Origin of the sequence: Paragemmobacter kunshanensis (genome assembly GCF_011059185.1) — a bacterium.
Lineage (GTDB): Bacteria > Pseudomonadota > Alphaproteobacteria > Rhodobacterales > Rhodobacteraceae > Paragemmobacter > Paragemmobacter kunshanensis.
In genome coordinates, this window is the sequence record NZ_JAALFE010000027.1 from 1 (window position 1) to 16,519 (window position 16,519).

19 protein-coding genes are annotated in these 16,519 nt (G+C 69.6%); 6 read left to right on the plus strand and 13 right to left on the minus strand.

Features of this window, described 5'->3' with window-relative positions; translation table 11 throughout:
- Window positions 1-120: 120 nt before the first annotated feature.
- The 6 genes from G5V65_RS18885 to G5V65_RS18910 all read right to left on the minus strand — a co-directional run bounded on the left by G5V65_RS18885 (window position 121) and on the right by G5V65_RS18910 (window position 6,459).
- A complete protein-coding gene (locus G5V65_RS18885; protein ID WP_165053335.1) occupies window positions 121-1,098 on the minus strand; it encodes a GGDEF domain-containing protein in 978 nt (325 codons plus the stop codon).
- Window positions 1,095-1,682, minus strand: coding sequence for a heme NO-binding domain-containing protein (locus G5V65_RS18890; RefSeq protein ID WP_165053338.1), 588 nt, complete (start codon window positions 1,680-1,682; stop codon window positions 1,095-1,097). The genes G5V65_RS18885 and G5V65_RS18890 overlap by 4 nt, the downstream gene beginning before the upstream one ends.
- Before the next feature lie 66 nt (window positions 1,683-1,748).
- The gene (locus G5V65_RS18895; RefSeq protein WP_165053342.1) at window positions 1,749-3,524 is read right to left on the minus strand and encodes a DUF4153 domain-containing protein; all 1,776 of its coding nucleotides are present in this window, start codon (window positions 3,522-3,524) and stop codon (window positions 1,749-1,751) included.
- A 109-nt stretch (window positions 3,525-3,633) separates the two neighbouring features.
- A complete protein-coding gene (locus G5V65_RS18900; RefSeq protein ID WP_165053440.1) occupies window positions 3,634-5,187 on the minus strand; it encodes a trimethylamine methyltransferase family protein in 1,554 nt (517 codons plus the stop codon).
- A 231-nt stretch (window positions 5,188-5,418) separates the two neighbouring features.
- Window positions 5,419-6,114 (minus strand): HAD family hydrolase, encoded by a 696-nt coding sequence (locus G5V65_RS18905; RefSeq protein WP_165053345.1) that lies wholly within the window; start codon window positions 6,112-6,114, stop codon window positions 5,419-5,421.
- A gap of 66 nt (window positions 6,115-6,180) precedes the next feature.
- Window positions 6,181-6,459, minus strand: coding sequence for a DUF3572 family protein (locus tag G5V65_RS18910; RefSeq protein WP_165053348.1), 279 nt, complete (start codon window positions 6,457-6,459; stop codon window positions 6,181-6,183).
- A 147-nt stretch (window positions 6,460-6,606) separates the two neighbouring features.
- On the opposite strand from G5V65_RS18910, the gene G5V65_RS18915 reads away from it, so the two are divergent.
- Window positions 6,607-7,941: a diguanylate cyclase gene (locus G5V65_RS18915; protein WP_165053351.1), complete on the plus strand. Its 1,335-nt coding sequence runs from the start codon at window positions 6,607-6,609 to the stop codon at window positions 7,939-7,941.
- 46 nt (window positions 7,942-7,987) lie between these two features.
- Here the strand turns inward: G5V65_RS18915 and G5V65_RS18920 are convergent, their stop codons facing one another.
- From G5V65_RS18920 to G5V65_RS18935, 4 genes are all read right to left on the minus strand, one after another.
- Window positions 7,988-8,551 (minus strand): periplasmic heavy metal sensor, encoded by a 564-nt coding sequence (locus G5V65_RS18920; protein WP_165053354.1) that lies wholly within the window; start codon window positions 8,549-8,551, stop codon window positions 7,988-7,990.
- 3 nt (window positions 8,552-8,554) lie between these two features.
- Complete coding sequence (locus G5V65_RS18925; RefSeq protein ID WP_165053357.1) at window positions 8,555-8,941, minus strand: dihydroorotate dehydrogenase; 387 nt, start codon at window positions 8,939-8,941, stop codon at window positions 8,555-8,557.
- Window positions 8,925-9,533, minus strand: coding sequence for an RNA polymerase sigma factor (locus G5V65_RS18930; RefSeq protein ID WP_165053360.1), 609 nt, complete (start codon window positions 9,531-9,533; stop codon window positions 8,925-8,927). The genes G5V65_RS18925 and G5V65_RS18930 overlap by 17 nt, the downstream gene beginning before the upstream one ends.
- A gap of 88 nt (window positions 9,534-9,621) precedes the next feature.
- Window positions 9,622-10,161 carry an EF-hand domain-containing protein gene (locus tag G5V65_RS18935; protein WP_241250655.1) on the minus strand — a complete coding sequence of 180 codons (540 nt, stop codon included), beginning with the start codon at window positions 10,159-10,161 and terminating at the stop codon, window positions 9,622-9,624.
- A 205-nt stretch (window positions 10,162-10,366) separates the two neighbouring features.
- Between G5V65_RS18935 and G5V65_RS18940 the strand changes: the two genes are divergently transcribed.
- A complete protein-coding gene (locus G5V65_RS18940; protein WP_165053363.1) occupies window positions 10,367-10,780 on the plus strand; it encodes a DUF983 domain-containing protein in 414 nt (137 codons plus the stop codon).
- Window positions 10,781-10,839: 59 nt separating this feature from the next.
- Entirely contained in the window at window positions 10,840-11,436 is a 597-nt protein-coding gene (locus G5V65_RS18945; RefSeq protein ID WP_343162869.1) for an NUDIX hydrolase, read from the plus strand.
- 6 nt (window positions 11,437-11,442) lie between these two features.
- Here the strand turns inward: G5V65_RS18945 and G5V65_RS18950 are convergent, their stop codons facing one another.
- Together G5V65_RS18950 and G5V65_RS18955 are read right to left on the minus strand one after the other, a co-directional pair.
- Window positions 11,443-12,294, minus strand: coding sequence for a polysaccharide pyruvyl transferase family protein (locus G5V65_RS18950; protein ID WP_165053369.1), 852 nt, complete (start codon window positions 12,292-12,294; stop codon window positions 11,443-11,445).
- A 194-nt stretch (window positions 12,295-12,488) separates the two neighbouring features.
- Window positions 12,489-13,121 carry a hypothetical protein gene (locus tag G5V65_RS18955; RefSeq protein WP_165053371.1) on the minus strand — a complete coding sequence of 211 codons (633 nt, stop codon included), beginning with the start codon at window positions 13,119-13,121 and terminating at the stop codon, window positions 12,489-12,491.
- 96 nt (window positions 13,122-13,217) lie between these two features.
- Between G5V65_RS18955 and G5V65_RS18960 the strand changes: the two genes are divergently transcribed.
- The 3 genes from G5V65_RS18960 (at window position 13,218) to G5V65_RS18970 (ending at window position 15,511) form a co-directional block, all read left to right on the plus strand.
- Window positions 13,218-14,261: an aldo/keto reductase gene (locus G5V65_RS18960; protein WP_165053374.1), complete on the plus strand. Its 1,044-nt coding sequence runs from the start codon at window positions 13,218-13,220 to the stop codon at window positions 14,259-14,261.
- A gap of 189 nt (window positions 14,262-14,450) precedes the next feature.
- The gene (locus tag G5V65_RS22130) at window positions 14,451-14,999 is read left to right on the plus strand and encodes a hypothetical protein (RefSeq protein WP_206526887.1); all 549 of its coding nucleotides are present in this window, start codon (window positions 14,451-14,453) and stop codon (window positions 14,997-14,999) included.
- On the plus strand, window positions 14,987-15,511 hold the full coding sequence (locus G5V65_RS18970) for a lipocalin family protein (protein WP_165053377.1): 525 nt from the start codon (window positions 14,987-14,989) through the stop codon (window positions 15,509-15,511). Before G5V65_RS22130 ends, G5V65_RS18970 begins: the two co-directional genes overlap by 13 nt.
- A gap of 99 nt (window positions 15,512-15,610) precedes the next feature.
- Here the strand turns inward: G5V65_RS18970 and G5V65_RS18975 are convergent, their stop codons facing one another.
- Entirely contained in the window at window positions 15,611-16,459 is an 849-nt protein-coding gene (locus G5V65_RS18975; protein ID WP_394352257.1) for a helix-turn-helix domain-containing protein, read from the minus strand.
- Between the last annotated feature and the right edge of the window lie 60 nt (window positions 16,460-16,519).

Here is a 16,519-nt window from a genome sequence, read left to right on the forward strand (position 1 = left end):
CATCTGCGCTGAACATCAACGGCTTTCTGCGCCACCCCGAAAGAAAGGGCTTGCAAAATGTGCTGCGATTAGACGACCCCCTGCCGGGGCAACCACGGCCGCGCCCCTGTTTTCCCTATGTCATCCCGACTCCATCCACGGCTCCCACAAAAGCGCCCTGCCCCGGCCTGCGCGCTTTGCCGCGTAAAGCGCGGCATCGGCATGGGCGAAAAGCTCGGAAATGGCGGCTTCCGGGGCCTGCCGGGCCAGAACCAGCCCCGCGCTGCCGCCGATCCGGCAGATCTCTGCGCCAAAGGCGATGGGCTCGGACAGCCGCTCGATGATCCGGGCAATCCGGCGCAGCGCAGGTTCCGGCGCCTTCATGCCCGGCAGCAGCAGCACGAATTCATCCCCCCCGATCCGCGCCGCCGTATCCCCGGCACGGCATTCCTCGATCAGGATGCGCGCGACCTGCACCAGAACATGATCCCCCGCCGCGTGGCCAAGACCATCATTCACCTGCTTGAACCGGTCCAGATCCAGATGCACCAGCGCAAAATCGCCCGTGCCCAGCGCCTCGATCGCCAGATCCAGCCCCCGGCGGTTGCGCAGGCCGGTCAGGGCATCGGTCAGGGCCTGTTCTTCGGCCATCACCTTGTCGCCCTGCAGCCGGGCGTTCATCGCCCGCAACTCCTCCAGCACGGCAGTCTTGGCCTCATAGAGGTAAAGCAGTTCCACCGTCAGATCCGTGGGCGCGAAATCGGCCTCTGTCAGGGCAAAGCGGCTGACGGCCTCGACCACGCCGATGCCGAAGGACAGGTTGATCAGCGCCCCCTCCCCCATCGGCACGGCAAGGCCGCGAAAGGCCAGGTCCGCCCGCAGGCGCGATTGCAGATGCACCCGCCCCCCGCCCGCCAGCAGATCCGGGACCGATGTCACCGCCGCGCCATGGCGCAGGGTGAACAGGTCGCCCGCCTGCGCGCCCTCTTCGCCCGCTTCGGGGATCAGTCGCGCCAGCGTGCTGCCGGCCGAGATCACCCCCCCCGCCGCATCCAGCGCCAGATGCATGGGCATCAGCCGGTTCAGCGCCGCGCAGTCCAGTTCAAGGCGCCGGGTCATTCCCGCGCCCCCAGCGTGAAGCTGCGCCCTTCGGCATGGGCCGGGTCCAGCAGCCGGATCGTCACCTCTGCCGCGCCGGCACTGCCCTCCGGTCCCGCCTCCAGCAGGGCGAGCGCCCCATAATCATCCGCCATCGCCCGCAACAGCCCCCGCGCCACCGCCCCGGCCCCGGGAAAACCGTCGCCGATCCGCAAGACGAAACGCTGGTCGCCCAGCACCGTGACACGCATCGCAGGCAGAACCAGATCCGGCAGGGCAAGCCGCGCCCGTGCGGGCAGGTCTTCCAGCGATTGCAGGAAATCGGGGAAATCCGTGCCCCCGAAACGCAGCAGCCGCCGCACCGCCGCCCGCGACGGATGCGAGACCAGATAGGTTCCCAGATCCTCCAGCAGGCAATCGCGATCCCGGTTCAGCCGGTCCGCGGCGACCTGCAGCAGACGTTCGGTCACCTCGGGCGGATAGGTCAGCATGGGTTCGAACCCACGCGCGGGCACGCCGGATGCCCGCGCGGCATCCTGCCAGGCCGCAGCCCCCCAGCCATCGCGCAGAAAGCACTGTATCGCCCTGTTGATCAGCCCGTTCATCGCCTGCGCGGCCTCCCTGTCCTGCCGGTCCGCAGCACAGGATCACGCAATCGGATCAACAAATCCTTACGGCAGCAGCAGAATGCCCCCGGCCATGTCCAGCATGTTCACGGGCGCAGGCTGCAGGCCGGGCACGCCTTCCTGCAGGGAAGCGATCAGCGCGGCACCCGCCTCGCGATCTGCCAGCATGCCCGTCATCGCCGCGACAGACCGGCGCTGCACCGCGCCGCCCTGAAGTGCCAGCCCTTCATAGCGCATGAACCCCTCGGGGCCGCGCAGCAGGACCAGCGCCTCCTCGCCCGGCAGATCGGGCAGGAAATCGGCCAGCAGCATCACGCAGCCGGGCCGCTCTGCCTGCCCCGGCAGGGGCGTCCGGCAGGCATCGACCCAGGCCTGCAACTCCTGCGCCCCGATCCCCGCCAGCAGCCGGTCACGGCCCGCCGTCGCCCCGGCAGGCTGCACCGGCAGGATGGCCCGCAACTGCGCCAGCATCGCCTCGGCCTCCTGCGCGGCGGTCTGCGGGTCGGCACTGCCCGCGCGCTCGCCCTGGCGTGCCTCCAGCCGCGCGGCCAGGTCCGCCTGCCCCGCATCCTGCGCCAGCACCTCCAGCCGCGCCAGCGCCGCGCGCCCCGGCAGGCCCCAGCGCTCCAGCGCCGCCAGGTCCAGATCCGCCGCCGCAACCTCCCCCGCCTCGAACCGCAGAACCTGCGACCGCGCCGAAATCGCCTCGGCGTTCAGAAGCGGGCTCAGCCACAGCGCGGCCGCCGCCATCGCCGCCCCCGCCATCACCATGTTCGCGCGCCGCAGCCCGCCCCGCCAGGCGGCAGCGCCCCGCAGCCCGCCCTGCAGCAGCGCCAGAAGATACAGCGCCGCATGGCCAGCCGCCAGCAGCACCAACCCCGCCACGAAAACCCGCCCCGGCGTCCAGCCATGCTGCGCCACCCGCAGCCAGACCGACCATGCCGCCAGCGCCACGGGCAAGGGCAGGATCGCCGCCAGCCCCTGCCCCCCCAGCACCAGCCAACGCCCCATCCCGGAGGCCTCCTCCTCATCCGTGCCGACGGTCAGCGTTGCCAGCAAGACGGCCGCCGCCGAAAGGCCCAGCAGGATCACCGCCGCGGACAGGCCCGCCGGCAGGCCCGAAAGGCCCTGCACCGGCAGCGCAAGGAAGAAGGCCAGCATCACCGCCAGAAGCGGCAGCACCAGCCAGCGCAGCGCCCGCAGCACAGGCTCTGGCGACAGCAGGTCCTCATGCTCCACCGCCAGCGCAACGCCCAGGCCCAGCGCGGCCCCCGTCACCATCCCGGGCAAGGGCCCGCCCTGCGCCAGCATCTGCTTCATCACCCCCAGCCCGACCAGCCCCATCAGGGCATCCGCGATCCAGATCACCCCCCAGACCAGCCCGGCCAGGATCCAGGCAAGGCACCCCCGCATCACCAGAAGCCAGCCTTCCCCGAAGACCGCGCCATAGTCCCGCCAGCCCGGCCCCGCCGCAGCGATCACAAAGGGCAGGGGCAGCACCGCCAGAACGAAGGCCGCGACAAAGGCAAGATCAGAGAAATGGAAGGCCGCCACCGTCTCATGCCGCATCGAGGCCATGAGCAGCATCAGCGCAACCCCCGCCGCCAGCGGCAAGGCCGCCGCGATGGCGCGCACGGTCCGCAGCGGCCCCGTCAAGGCCAGCAACAGGCCGAAGAACACCACGACAAGACTGCCCAGAAGGAACTGCATCCGCTCCGTCAGGGCCGCCTGCAGGGCAGGCAGGTCCACCAGCCACAGCGCCAGCCCCGCCAGGGCCCCGATCACAACCGGAACGGTCCGCCCCTGTTTCGGGTTCTCCATCCGCTGCCCCCCATCTGGCCCGGCTGACGCGGGCCTTGCATCCCGCAAGGCTAGCCCGCAGGGATCGCCCCGGAAAGCGCAAACTCTGCCGGCCGGGGCGCGGCCTGCCTCAGAAATCGGTCGGCGCGCCGCCTTCCTGCTTGCGCCGGGCGACAAAGCGGCGCAGCTCCTCGGCATGGTCGCCGTTCATCTCGGGCGCCTCGAATTCCTCAAGGATCTGGCGATAGATCCGATGCGCCCGCTCGGGCGTCCAGACCGATCCGCCCTGCTGCCAGGCCTCGTAATTGCGCCAGTCGCTGACGAAGGGCGCATAGAAGGCGGTCGTATAGCGGTCCTGGGTATGCTGGCAGCCGAAATAATGCCCGCCCGCCCCCACTTCGCGGATCGCGTCAAAGGCCAGATCCTCGTCCGTGGTGGCAAAGGTCGCCTCTTCGAAATAGCGCTGGATCATCTGCAGCACTTCGCAATCCATCACGAACTTCTCGGGGCTCGCGATCAGCCCGCCCTCCAGCCAGCCCGCCGCGTGATAGACCATGTTGGTCCGCGACTGCACCGCCGCCCACAGGCTGTTCGAGGTTTCCCACATCGCCTGCCCGTCCGGCACATTCGCGGCGCAAACCCCCGAAGACCGCAGGGGCAGCTTGTAGAAGCGCACCAGTTGCCCCGTCATCTGCGTGGCGCGCATGTATTCCGGCGTGCCAAAGGCGGGCGCGCCCGACTTCATGTCGACATTTGATGTGAAAGTGCCAATCGCAACCGGGCAACCGGGGGCAATATATTGCAAAAGGGCAATCGCCGCCAAAGCCTCGGCCAGCGACAGCGCCACCGCCCCCGCCATCGTGACCGGCGCCATCGCACCGGCCAGCGTGAAGGGCGTCACCACCACGGGCTGCCCCCGCCGGGCCAGCCGCATCGCCCCGTCCAGCATCGGGAAGTCATGCTTCAAGGGCGAGACAGAGTTGATGTTGGTATACATCCGCGGCTTGGCGCGGAACTCCTCCTCGCTCAGCCCCCCCGCGATGCGCGTCATCTCCATGACGTCTTCCACCCGCTCCGCGCCCAGCGAATAGGCGTGAACGACCTTGTCCGTCAGCGTCAGCTTTTCATACAGGCAGTCGAGGTGGCGCACCGAGGGGTGGATGTCGATCGGCTCCACCGGATAGCCGCCCGCGATATGGATGCAGTTGAAATACTGCGTCAGCTTCATGAATTCCTTGAAGGTCTCGAAATCGCCAGACCGCTTGCCGCGCTCCATGTCCCAGGCATTCGGCGGGGACGAGACATTGACAAAGACCATGTGCTTGCCGCCGATCACCAGTTCCCGCTCGGGATTGCGCGGGGTGATGGTGAATTCGGAAGGTGCCTTCGACAGCATCTCCATGACAAACTCTTCGTCCATGCGGACATTCGTGCCATCGACACGGCATCCCGCGCGGCGCAGATGCTCCACCGCCTCGGGGTTCAGGAATTCGATCCCGATCTCCTTCAGGATGCGCATCGCCGTCTTGTGGATCCGCAGCACACCCTCGGCATCCAGCGGCTCCACCGGCGCATCGGGATTGACGGGGATGCGCCAGGGCATCTGGTCGATCACCGCCGTCCCCGCGCGCAGCTTGTTTCCGGCACGCCCCCCGGCGCGGCGTTTGCGCGGCTCTTCGTTCATGGCACCCTCCGTCGGGCAGACCAGCCCGCTTTCGGCCACCATGGCGAAGCCGCAGCGCAAAGGACACTCCAGCCACGACGCGGATATGTCGTTTTTCGCTGCAGCCCCGCCCGATGCCCGGCCCATGGCGGCACCACGGAACGCAAAGGCGCGACATCCGCCCCTTCATCTTGGCAAAAATACCCAATCCACCGCCCCCACCCCGCGCAGGTGCCGGATCGGGGCGACGGGCTATCCCGCCAGGGCGTCGATCCAGCCGCCCAGATGGCCGATATCGGGCAGGACGGCATCGGCATGGGGGGCCAGTTCCTCGGCCCCCGCGATGCCGGTCAGCACCGCCACCGTCCGCATGCCCGCCGCGCGCCCGGCTTCCAGGTCATGGCGGCTGTCGCCCACCATCACCACCCGCGCCGGATCCAGCCCCAGTTGCCGCGCAAAGGCCGCGCACATGCCCGGCCCCGGCTTCGGCCCGTGGCCGCTGTCATATCCTGCCACATAGTCGAACAGGTCCGTCACCCCATGCGCCGCCAGATGGGCATGGGCCGTCACTTCCACATCATTGGTGGCAAGCCCGATCTTCAACCCGCGCCCGCGCAGCCCGCCCAGCACGGCGGGCAGGTCCACCGCGGGCAGCATCGGCGCGCCTTCGGCCATGCGGTTCATCCGGTCTTCCAGATCGCGCGCATCCGCCCCCGGCACCAGCGCAGCCAGCGCTGCCGAAATCTCGCCCGAAGTGCCCGCGATCACCACGCTGTCAGGCGCAAAGCGCCGCGCCACCGGATCAAAGCCGATCGCCGCGCCCAGAACGCGCGCATCCATCCCGCTTTCCCGGGCCAGCAGATCCAGCAGATCGGCCGCCCAGGCCCCCCAACTGGCCCGGAAATCGAACAGCGTCCCGTCCTTGTCGAAGATCACCCCGTCAATCATCCCGCGCGCTCCCGCCTGCCTGCCCTGCTCGCCGCCATCTTTGGCCCCTGCCCCGCGCATTTGCAATCACGTCCAGTGCATCGCCTGCCCGCCCGGCAGCGCCGCGCGCGCCTGCATCGGCATCCCGTAGCCGATCCCCGCCGCATCGCAGAAGTCGATGATCCAGGCATCCTCCATCAGCAGGAAATCCAGCACCGCGCCCAGAAAGGCCGCATCCCCCGCCGCCACCGCGATATCCTGCGCCGTGGCCCCGCTGTCGCCCAGGAACCGCGTGAAAAGCGCCTCCTGCCCCGCCAGCCATCCCAGCGCCTGCAAGGCCAGCGTCTCTGCCCCGTCTCGTGTCACCTTACCCCCCGGAAACCGCCGGCCACCTCACAATGGCCGGAAAAAGATCAGATTGAACCCAATCTGGTAACAAGTCGTTAACAGGTTGGTAACGGTTGCTGAACCAAACTCTCGCACGGATGCAGGGAAAGGTTGCCAGGTTTCGCGATGGCAGGCAGGATTCTGATCGTGGACGATGTCGCGACGAACCGCATCGTGATGAAGGTGCGTCTTGCGACCAGTAGGCACGCCACCCTTCTCGCCGCCGACGGGATCGAGGCGCTGCGCCTCACCCGCGAATGCCACCCCGATCTCGTGCTGCTCGATCTCGACCTGCCCGCGATGGACGGCCTCTCGGTGCTGCGGGCCCTGCGCGCCGATCCGGCCAGCCGCGACATTCCCGTGATCGTCCATACCGCCACCCCGCTGGCCGAGGCCCGCCTCGCCGCGCTGCGGGCCGGGGCGGATGATGTCTTTGCCAAACCCGCGGATGAACGCCTGCTTCTGGCCCGCATCCGCAACCTTCTGCGCCGCCGCGACCCGGCCGAGACGATGCAATCCCCGCTCTTTGCGTTGCAGGAACAGGCCGATCCCTTCGATTGGCCAGGCCTTGTGGCGATGACGGGCTTCGCGGCCGAAGGCGGGCACCGCCTCGCCCGGTTGCTGGCCCCCCTCCTGCCGCATCGCCTGCACCCTGTCGCGGCGGCGGGCCTGCCCGCCGATCCCCCTGACGCCTGGCTGATCGACGCGACCGCAGGCCCCGTCAACCCCGCCTATGCCCTGCTGTCGGAACTGCGCTCGGCCCCCGACAGCCGCCATACCGGCATCGCGGTCCTTACCGATGGCCCCGACAGCGCCGCCATGGCCTATGATCTCGGCGCGGACGAGGCGATCTGCCCGCGCAGCCAGCCCGAGGAAATGGCCCTGCGCCTGAACGCCATGATCGCCCGCAGCCGCGCCGCCGCCCGCCATCGCGCGCAACTGCGCGACAATGTCCGCCTTGCGATGATCGACCCGCTCACCGGGCTGTTCAATCGCCGCTACGCCCTGCGCCGGATGGGGGAAATGTCGCTCGGTTCCGTCGGCGGCGGCATCGGCACCGCGACGATGATCGTGGATATCGACCGTTTCAAGCAGATCAACGATCGCTTCGGCCATGCCGCGGGCGATGCCGTCCTGGTCGAGGTGGCGCGCCGCCTGCAGGATCACCTGACCGAAGACGATCTCATCGCCCGGATCGGCGGGGAAGAGTTCCTGATCGCCCTGCCCGACCGCGCCCTGACGCAGGCGCGCGATCTGGCCGACCGGCTGCGCGCCGCCATCCATGACCGGCCGATCGCCCTTGCCGCAGGCGAAGCCGTGACGCTGACCATTTCCATCGGCCTCTGCCTCGCACCGCCCGGCACCCTGCCCGATGATGCCATCGACCGGGCCGACCGCGCCCTCATGTCGGCCAAGCTGCAGGGACGCAACCGCGTCATCGTCGGCCGCTCGGCGGCCTGAACGCCCGTGTCACGCCGCCCGACCTGGCCGCCGCCCAAGCGGGCGGCTACTCGTCCCCGCCGTCGCGGCCTTCCTCGCGGCCTTCGCCCTTTTCCCCACCACGGCGCAACCGCCGCTCCAGCCGGTCGGCAAAGGCCAGCCGCTCCTCGCGCGTCATCTGCGAAAGCCGTTCCAGCAGCAGGTCCTGCCCCAGATCCACCCGCCGCGACAGCCGCTCGCGCTGGTTCGCCAGCACCCCGGCCAGCGCCTCGGCATCCAGGGGATCGCTGCGCAGGATCTGCAGGAAGGCCCCCAGATCCGCCCGCATCTGCCGGCGCACATCGCGCATTTCCGGCGCGCGGGTCAGAAAGTCGCGGCGCAGCGCCTCGCGGTCCTTCGGCGACAGCGCCTCGGTAAAGGGGCCGAAATCCAGATCGCGCACCATCCGCGCCCGCGGATCGCCGTCGCGCAGCAGGGCGCCCGCGACAAGCCCCGCCACCAGCAGGTTCAGCGCCACCGAAACCCCCAGCGCGATGCGCAGGCCCCTGCCGCTGCGGGCGGGCGGGGCGATGGGCGGCGGCGGAGGAGGAGTGGCCACGGGTCCGGCAAGATCGTCTCGGCTCTCGGTCATGTCTCAGTTCCCGGCAAAAAGCATGTCGACATCGGGGATCAGTTCCACCGTTTCAAGCGGGGTTCCCAGAACCGCATCCCCCAGCAGGGAAAGGCCCTCGGGTTGCACGAAACCGATGAACAGCCCGGCCACCGCCGCCGTTCCCATCCCCGCCAGCGCCCCCGCCCCGCCGAAGAGGCCCGCCAGACGCCGCCACAGGCCCGGCCGCACCGCGACACCCGCCCCGACCTCCGCCGCCACCGGCAAGGCAGGGCGCGGCTGATGGGCCAGCGCATCGGCCAGAACCCGCGCCATCAGGGCATCGGAAGGCGGCACCCGTTCCTCGCGCATCGCGGCGAACAGATCCTCCAGCCCCTCGCGGCCCTGCATCCCGTCAGTCTTCCTCGCCATATCCCAGCTCCTCGCGCCGCCCGGCCAGGATGGCCGTCAGCGCCCTCTTGGCCCGGGCGGTCAGACTCTCCACCGCCTCGATGCCTATGTCCATCACCTCGGCGATCTCGGGATTGGTGAACCCCTCGATATGCCGCAGGATCACCGCCTGCCGCTGCCTGTCGGGCAGCGCGTCCAGCGCGGCCTGCAGGGCGGCCATGCGGTCCGCCTCGATCAGCCCGGCCTCGGCCCCCTGCGCGCCGTCGGCCACCTCGGGCGCCTCGTCCAGCGCGGCGGCAGGCCGCCGCTTGCGCTGGCGCAACCGGTCGGTGCAAAGGTTCGTCACCACCCGGTAAAGCCAGGTGGAAACCTGCGCCTCGCCCGCGCGCCAGCCGGGGGCCGCGCGCCACAGGCGCAGCATCGCCTCCTGCACCACATCCTCGGCCTCGGCCCCGTCGCCCAGCATCCGCGCCGCATAGCCCATCGCCCGCGGCACCAGCCGCAGCGTCAGCGCCCGCGCCGCCGCCGGATCCCCGGCGGCATAGCGGGCCAGAAGCGCCTCATCCGGGGCGGTGGCCGGATCCTCGGCCTGCATGTCGCGGGGCATGTCCATCCTGTATCGGGCTTACCGCTTCCGGAACCGTGCTGCAAATCCCGCGCGCCCATCCCGTCCCGGGATCCGGGCGCGCGGGCCTGTTGCCTTACTCGTTGAAGAACCCGCCGCCATGCTGCCCGCGGCCCTTGCCATGGCCGCGCCCCTCGCGCATCTCGGCCATCCTTTCGCGCGCGGCGTCGATCTCTGCCTCGCTCAGGGCACCGTCGCCATCGATATCGGCCATCTCGAACAGCCGGTCCGGCGCGGGCCGGGTCAGCATCTCGGCCGCCGTCAGCATGCCATCGCCATCGGCATCATGCCGCTCGATCATCCGCGCGGCCATCCGCTCGGCCCGTTCCTGCATCCGCGCCATGTGCATGGCCGAAAGCTCCGCGGCCGAGATCTTGCCATCCTTGTCGGCATCCGCCGCCGTCACCTGCGCGCTGCGATAGGCGTCCATCTCGGCCGTGGTGATCTTGCCGTCCTTGTCGGCATCCACCGCCGCGAAATCCAGCCCCGCCATCGGCCCGCCCATGCCGCCCATCGGGCCATCGCCCATGCGATCGGCCATGGCCGCCGTGGACAGGGCCGCGCCCGACAGGGCCAGAACGGCCATCAGGGCCAGGCTGCTGCGTGTCTTGCTCATCTTGGATCTCTCCATCCTGATCCGGCGCGGGCGCCCTGCCCCGCCTTCATGTCCGTCAAACGCCGCACGCCCGGCTTTCCGTCGCCCGGCTTGCAACTTTCCCTCTGCCCCCGCAAAGATGCCGATGTGGCGATCTGTCCCCTCCCAAAGCGGCGCGCCACGCGCTACCCATGCACCTTCTGCTGCGAACCCACAGGACGATCCGATGCCCGACGGCCAAATCCCGCAAGACAGCCTGCGCGAGGATCTTCTCGAAGATCGCCCGATCGGCCCGGCCATGCTGCGCGGCTGGCGGCGGCGCTGCCCCTGCTGCGGCTCTGGCCCGCTGCTGCGCGGCTATCTCAAGGTCCGCGAAAGCTGCCCCGTCTGCGGCGAGGCGCTGCACCACCAGCGCGCCGATGACGGCCCGGCCTACCTGACGATCCTGATCGTCGGGCATCTGATGGCCCCCATCATCCTCTGGGCCTTCGTCAAGTGGCGCCCCGATCCGCTGATCCTCGCCTCGGTCTTCTCGGTCGGCACGGTGGCGCTGTCGCTCTATCTTCTGCCGCGCCTCAAGGGGGCGCTGGTGGCGGTGCAATGGGCAAAGCGGATGCATGGCTTCGGGGGCCGGTCGTGACAGCGCCGGGGTCCGATGCCGCAGGCAGCCCCAAACCTGATGCCCCCAAACCCGAAACGATCCGCCCCGCGGCAACCACCGTCCTCTTGCGCCAGGGCCCCGACGGCCCGCAGGTCCTGATGGGCCAGCGCGGCGCGGGGGCGGTGTTCATGCCGTCGAAATACGTCTTCCCCGGCGGCGGCGTGGACCCCGCCGATCACCGCGCGCCGACCCCGGGCCTGCTGGGCGATGCCTGCCTTGCCCGCTTGGGCCAGCACCTGCCCGAAGCCGCGCCCTCGCCCGCCGCACTCGCCACCGCCGCCCTGCGCGAACTGGCCGAGGAGACGGGCCTCACCCTCGCCCCCACGGCCGCCCCGGCCCTGCGCTTCATCTTCCGCGCCATCACGCCGCCCGGCCGCCCGCGCCGCTTTGACGCGCGCTTCTTCCTGATCGACGCCCGCCACATCGCGGGCGACCCCGACGATTTCTCCGCCGCCTCGGATGAGTTGTCGCATCTGCACTGGATCGGCACGGGGGCGGCCCGCGCGCTCGACCTGCCCTTCATAACCGAGGTGGTGCTGGCCGAAATCGCCGCCCTCGCCGCGGGCCACCCCGATGAGGGCGTCCCCTTCTTCGATAATTCCGGCCCCGTCCCCACCTTCCGCCGGCTGGTCTGACCCGCCTCAGCCCGGCATCCGCCCCCGGCCCGGCATGGGCCGCATCGGGATGATGTCATCCGCCCGCTCCGACGGGGCCCAACCGAACGGGTTCACCGCGATCAGCGCCTCCAGATCAATCCGGATCGGACGGTCATCGAAGGGGAAGGCCGCCAGCACCTCATCCAGCGTCAGATCCTTCCGGCGAAAGTCGAAGGCCGTCGGATGCCGGACCTTGTCGACCGAAATCAGATAGTCCCAATACTTGAAGTTCAGCCCCCAGGGCGACCGGGAATCCAGCCAGGCATTGGGAATGCCATAGGCATCCGCAAGGATCAGCCCGTGCAGGGACGAGGTCACGATGCGCTTGCAACTCAGCATCGCATCCAGCGTTTCCTCGATCCGGTCCGTCTTCAGGTCGATGGTCTTGATGCCGCTTTGCGCCAGCGCATTGCGCCAGTCGCCTTCGGAATGCCGGATGACCACCCCCACCTCATGGCGCGGCGTGATCTTCGGCCGATAGAAATACGGGGTAAGCAACGCGGGATCGCCATAGATCGCCGGGCACTCCGCCTTGAGGATGCGGATCCGGTTGCGCGTCAGCGGCCCCCGCACGGCGGTATATTGCGCGGCCAGGCTGACCTGGGCATCCGTTTCCGTTCCGAAGCTGCCCGTTCCCCAGACGATGGAACCAGATCGCACATGGCTCAGGATCGACCCGATCAGAACGTAATGCGGCTTCTTGGGCGCCTCGGCCTCCTTCACCAGATGCACCGGCCTGCCGGTCATCTTCTCCACCAGCCAGGGTGCCAGAAGATCGCCGAAATTCGGATGGATGTCCCAGTAATGGATCGGGATGGATGCGCCGTCGCCCATCATCTTGGCCACCCCGCCGCGGGGCCACCCGCCCCGATCACCGATGCTGTGGCCAAAGCCGGGCGTCCTGGGCGGGCCGCCCGATCCGGGAAAGACTGATGCGTCATGGATGCACTCGTTACCTTACTGCGGGCATGTAACTGCATCGCCCGCGGCAGTTCAGATCGTTTCTGGCATCCCTCCCCCGGGCGGACGGATCATTCCGCCGCCGCCTCCAGCACCGCCGCGCCCCCCGCGCGCCGCAGCGTCCAGGCCGCGGGCACCGCCCCCCGCGCGCGCTGCCGCGCCAGATGCCAGATCTCGCCGCGCTCCTCCAGCAGGGCCGAAGGCCGCGGCAGGGGATGCATGTGCCAGCGGCTCTCTACCCCCGGCGCGCCCTCCTCGCCCCCCGTCAGCAACAGGCCCAGCGGCGCCCCAGCCCCCGCCACCGCCCCCGCCTCGGCCGCCAGGTTCAGCCGCCGCACCGGCGTCAGGCCCGGGGCGGCCGGCATCTCGGCCACGACCAGCGGCACCGCCCCCGATCGCAGCGCCTCTTCCATCGCCCACAGGATATCCTCCACCCGCCGCGCCCGCGCACAGATCAGCCGCCCCGGATCGGCAAAGCGCGCCACCCCGTCGGGATAAAGCCGCTCGGCCTGCCAGCCCGGGGTGATCCACAGCACGGGCCCCGCCCCCTCCCCCATCACCTGCACCGCCAGCGCCACCCGCGACGGGCCGCGGAATTCATGCACACGTCCCCGCGCAAGCCCGATACCCGCCGCCGCCCCGCCGGGCATCGGCAGCACCCCCCGCGACGACGCGGCATGGCTGGAAAGGATCGGCAGACTCATGCATCACATCCTAGTTTGTTCTTCTTTTGTTCTCAACCCCACCCTTGCCCCCGCCCGCCACCCCGCTAGGCTTGGCGGCAACGAAAGGAATGCACGATGAAACAGATCCGCCTCGGCAACAGCGACCTGACGGTGTCCGAACTCTGCCTCGGCACGATGACATGGGGCAGCCAGAACAGCGAAGCCGAAGGCCATGCCCAGATGGACATGGCGCTCGATCACGGCTGCACCTTCTGGGACACGGCGGAAATGTATCCGGTGAACCCCGTCAGCGCCGAAACCGCCGGCCGGACCGAGGAAATCATCGGCACCTGGCTGGCCACGCGCGGCGGGCGCGACCGGATCCAGCTTGCCACCAAGATCACCGGCGAAGGCCAGAAGGCCGTCCGCGACGGCGCCCCCATCACCGGGGCCACGCTGCGCGCCGCGGTCGATGCCTCGCTCCGCCGCCTGCAGACCGATGTGATCGACCTCTACCAGATCCACTGGCCCAATCGCGGCAGCTATCACTTCCGCCAGATCTGGGACTATGACCCCGCCCCCCTCGACCGCGCGCAGGTGACCGACCACATGCTCGACATCCTGCACACGGCGCAGGATCTGATCGCCCGGGGCAAGATCCGCCACCTGGCCCTGTCCAACGAATCCGTCTGGGGCACCGCGCGCTGGCTGCATCTGGCCGAAACCCAGGGCCTGCCGCGCGTCCTGTCGGTCCAGAACGAATACTCCCTCCTCTGCCGCCAGTTCGACAGCGACTGGGCCGAGCTTTCGGTGGCCGAGAACCTGCCCCTCCTGGCCTTCTCGCCCCTGGCAACCGGCCTGCTCACCGGGAAATATGCAGGCGACGTCATCCCCGATGCCACCCGCCGCAGCCTGAACCCCACGCTGGGCGGGCGCATCACGCCGCGCGTCTTCCCCGCCGTGGCCGCCTATATGGGCATCGCCGCGCGCCACGGGCTTGACCCTGCGCAGATGGCCATCGCCTTCTGCCGCCAGCGCCCCTTCCCCTGCATCCCGATCTTCGGCGCCACCAATACCGACCAGCTTCGCATCGCCCTCGGCGCGGCCGATCTCACCCTGACGGATGAGGTTCTGGAAGACATCGCACAGGCCCATCGCGACCATCCCCAGCCCTATTGATCCGCCCTGCCCCCGCACCGGGCCGGGGGCCGAAGGAAAGCCCTGCCGCTTCATCTTGGCAAAAATACCCCGGGGGTCCGGGGGCAGGCCCCCGGTCCGACGCCGCAGATCGTGATCCCGGCGGCGCGCTGCGGGCTTGCAACGGGGCGCGGCTTCTGTCCTTCTGCGGCCAGTTCCGCAGGAAGACCGATGCCGCGCGCCCGCCTGATCCCCGCCCGCCTGATCCTTGCCCTCGCCCTTTCGCTGCTGGCCGCCTGCCAGCTGTCCCTGCCGGGCCGCAAGGATGCGGCGACAGCCGCGCCGCCCGCCTCTGCCGGAAGCATCACGACAACCACCCTCGATGCCCCCGCCGCACCTGCCCCGCCCGCCGCCCAGCCCGCCGCCGCCGACCCCGGGACGGATACCGCGTCCACCCCCCCCGCCCCCCCCGGCGCGAAGGGGACGGACGCCCTTTCCGAAGCCGAACCGCCGCCGCCCCCTGCCGCCTCTGCCCCGCCGAAATCGGCGGGCCAGATTGCCTGCGAAAAGGATCGCGGCACCTGGGCAAGGGCGGGCGAAGGCGGCGGCATGGCCTGCATCCGGCAGACGCGCGACGGCGGCAAGCGTTGCGACAGCAAATCCGATTGCCAGGGCGAATGCCTCGCCCGGTCGCGCAGTTGCGCGCCGATCCAGCCCCTCTTCGGCTGCAATGACGTCCTGATGGACAATGGCGCGGCGGTGACCCTGTGCATCGACTGATCCCCGCGCTTCTGCTCCTCCTCCTCCTTCCGGCCTGCCTCGCCCAGCCAGCACGCCTGACGGGCTTTCGCGCGGCAGGCCCGATCTATTCCAACGCGGTGCTGGATCCGACCACGATCGACGGCCGCTGGCAGCAGGTCGCCGCCTTCGCCGCCCCCGGCGCGCCCGCCTGCGCCCCCGGCGGGGCGGATATCCGGCGCGCAGCGACAGGCCTCACCGTCGCGCTGCGGCTCTGCCTGAATGGCGAGGTTCTCTCCTGGTCCGGCCCCCTCGCCGTGACAGGCCCCGGCCGCCTGACCCCCGCCACCCGCGCCCCCCGCCCGCTGGACAGGGAATGGTGGCTGCTCTGGGTCGATGGCGATCTGCGCACCATGGTCATCGGAACGCCGGACGGCAGCTTCGGCTTCGTGCTGAACCGGCGTGGCCCGATCCCTGCGGACCGGCAGAGCGCCGCGCGCGAAATCTTCGACTGGAATGGCTACGACACAGGCCGCCTCGTCGCCTATTGGTAGGCGAAACCGCCCCGCCGAAAGGGTGCCTCGTGGTATGCACAGCCGTCTGCACCAACCGTCTGCACCGGGCGTTGCACGGGCAAAAGGCCCTTTTCCGGCCTAAGCGCCGATGCTGTCGCGCAATCTGGCCAGATGCCCCGGCACATCCCGCGCGCTGAAGGCCGCCTCCTTCACCAGCCAGTCGAAGTGCTGGCTGATCGATTCCACCCGCGCGGAATCGCGAAAGGCCAGGTAGTGCCGCCCCAGATAGACCACCGCCAGAAGCGGCCCGAAGATCGTGACAGGGGCCGAAAAAACCCTTTTTGCATCAAACAGATACAACCGAAGCGACGGGTAGAGCTGGTCCGTCAGCTGGATCAGCCGGTCGATCTGCTCGATCCGCACGGCGCGCGGCAGGCCCTCGTAATAGCCCGTCCCTGCGGCAAAGGCCGCCAGTTCATGCAAGGGCAGCGCGATCTCGTAATCCGACCGGGCGCTGCGCATCCATTGCAGCCGATCCTCGAACGCCCCCAGCGCCTGCTCCGCCGTCCGCCCCAGCTGCGGCCGATATTCCCACTCCACCATCGCCCGTGTCTTCAACATGTCGGGCAAAGTGGCCGGAACATGCCGTATCTTGTATCCCGCCGCCTCGCGATGCCAGCCAAAGATCGTTTCGTCGATCAGCGCGCGGGGCGCTTCCGCAACGGTAAGACTTGTCGCCAATAGATCGGCGATGGGTTCCGGTCGCCCGGTCAGGCCCAAAAGCCAATCCGCCGAAATGCCCAGGGCCTGCGCGCAATCGGCGGCAAGCTGGGCATTCGGCAGCCGCGTGCCGGGGGCCAGAAGCTGCGAAAGGGTGGACCGGTCCACCCCCGCCGCCCGCGCCAGCGCCGCCCGGCTCATGCCCTTGTCGGCCATCGCCTCTGCCAGCCGCGCCCGAAACAAAGCCGAGCGATCGCGCTTGTCCATTTTGGCCCCCAATGGTGACATTAGTCACCATAATTGACTTTATGTTGCGCATCCTCCAAG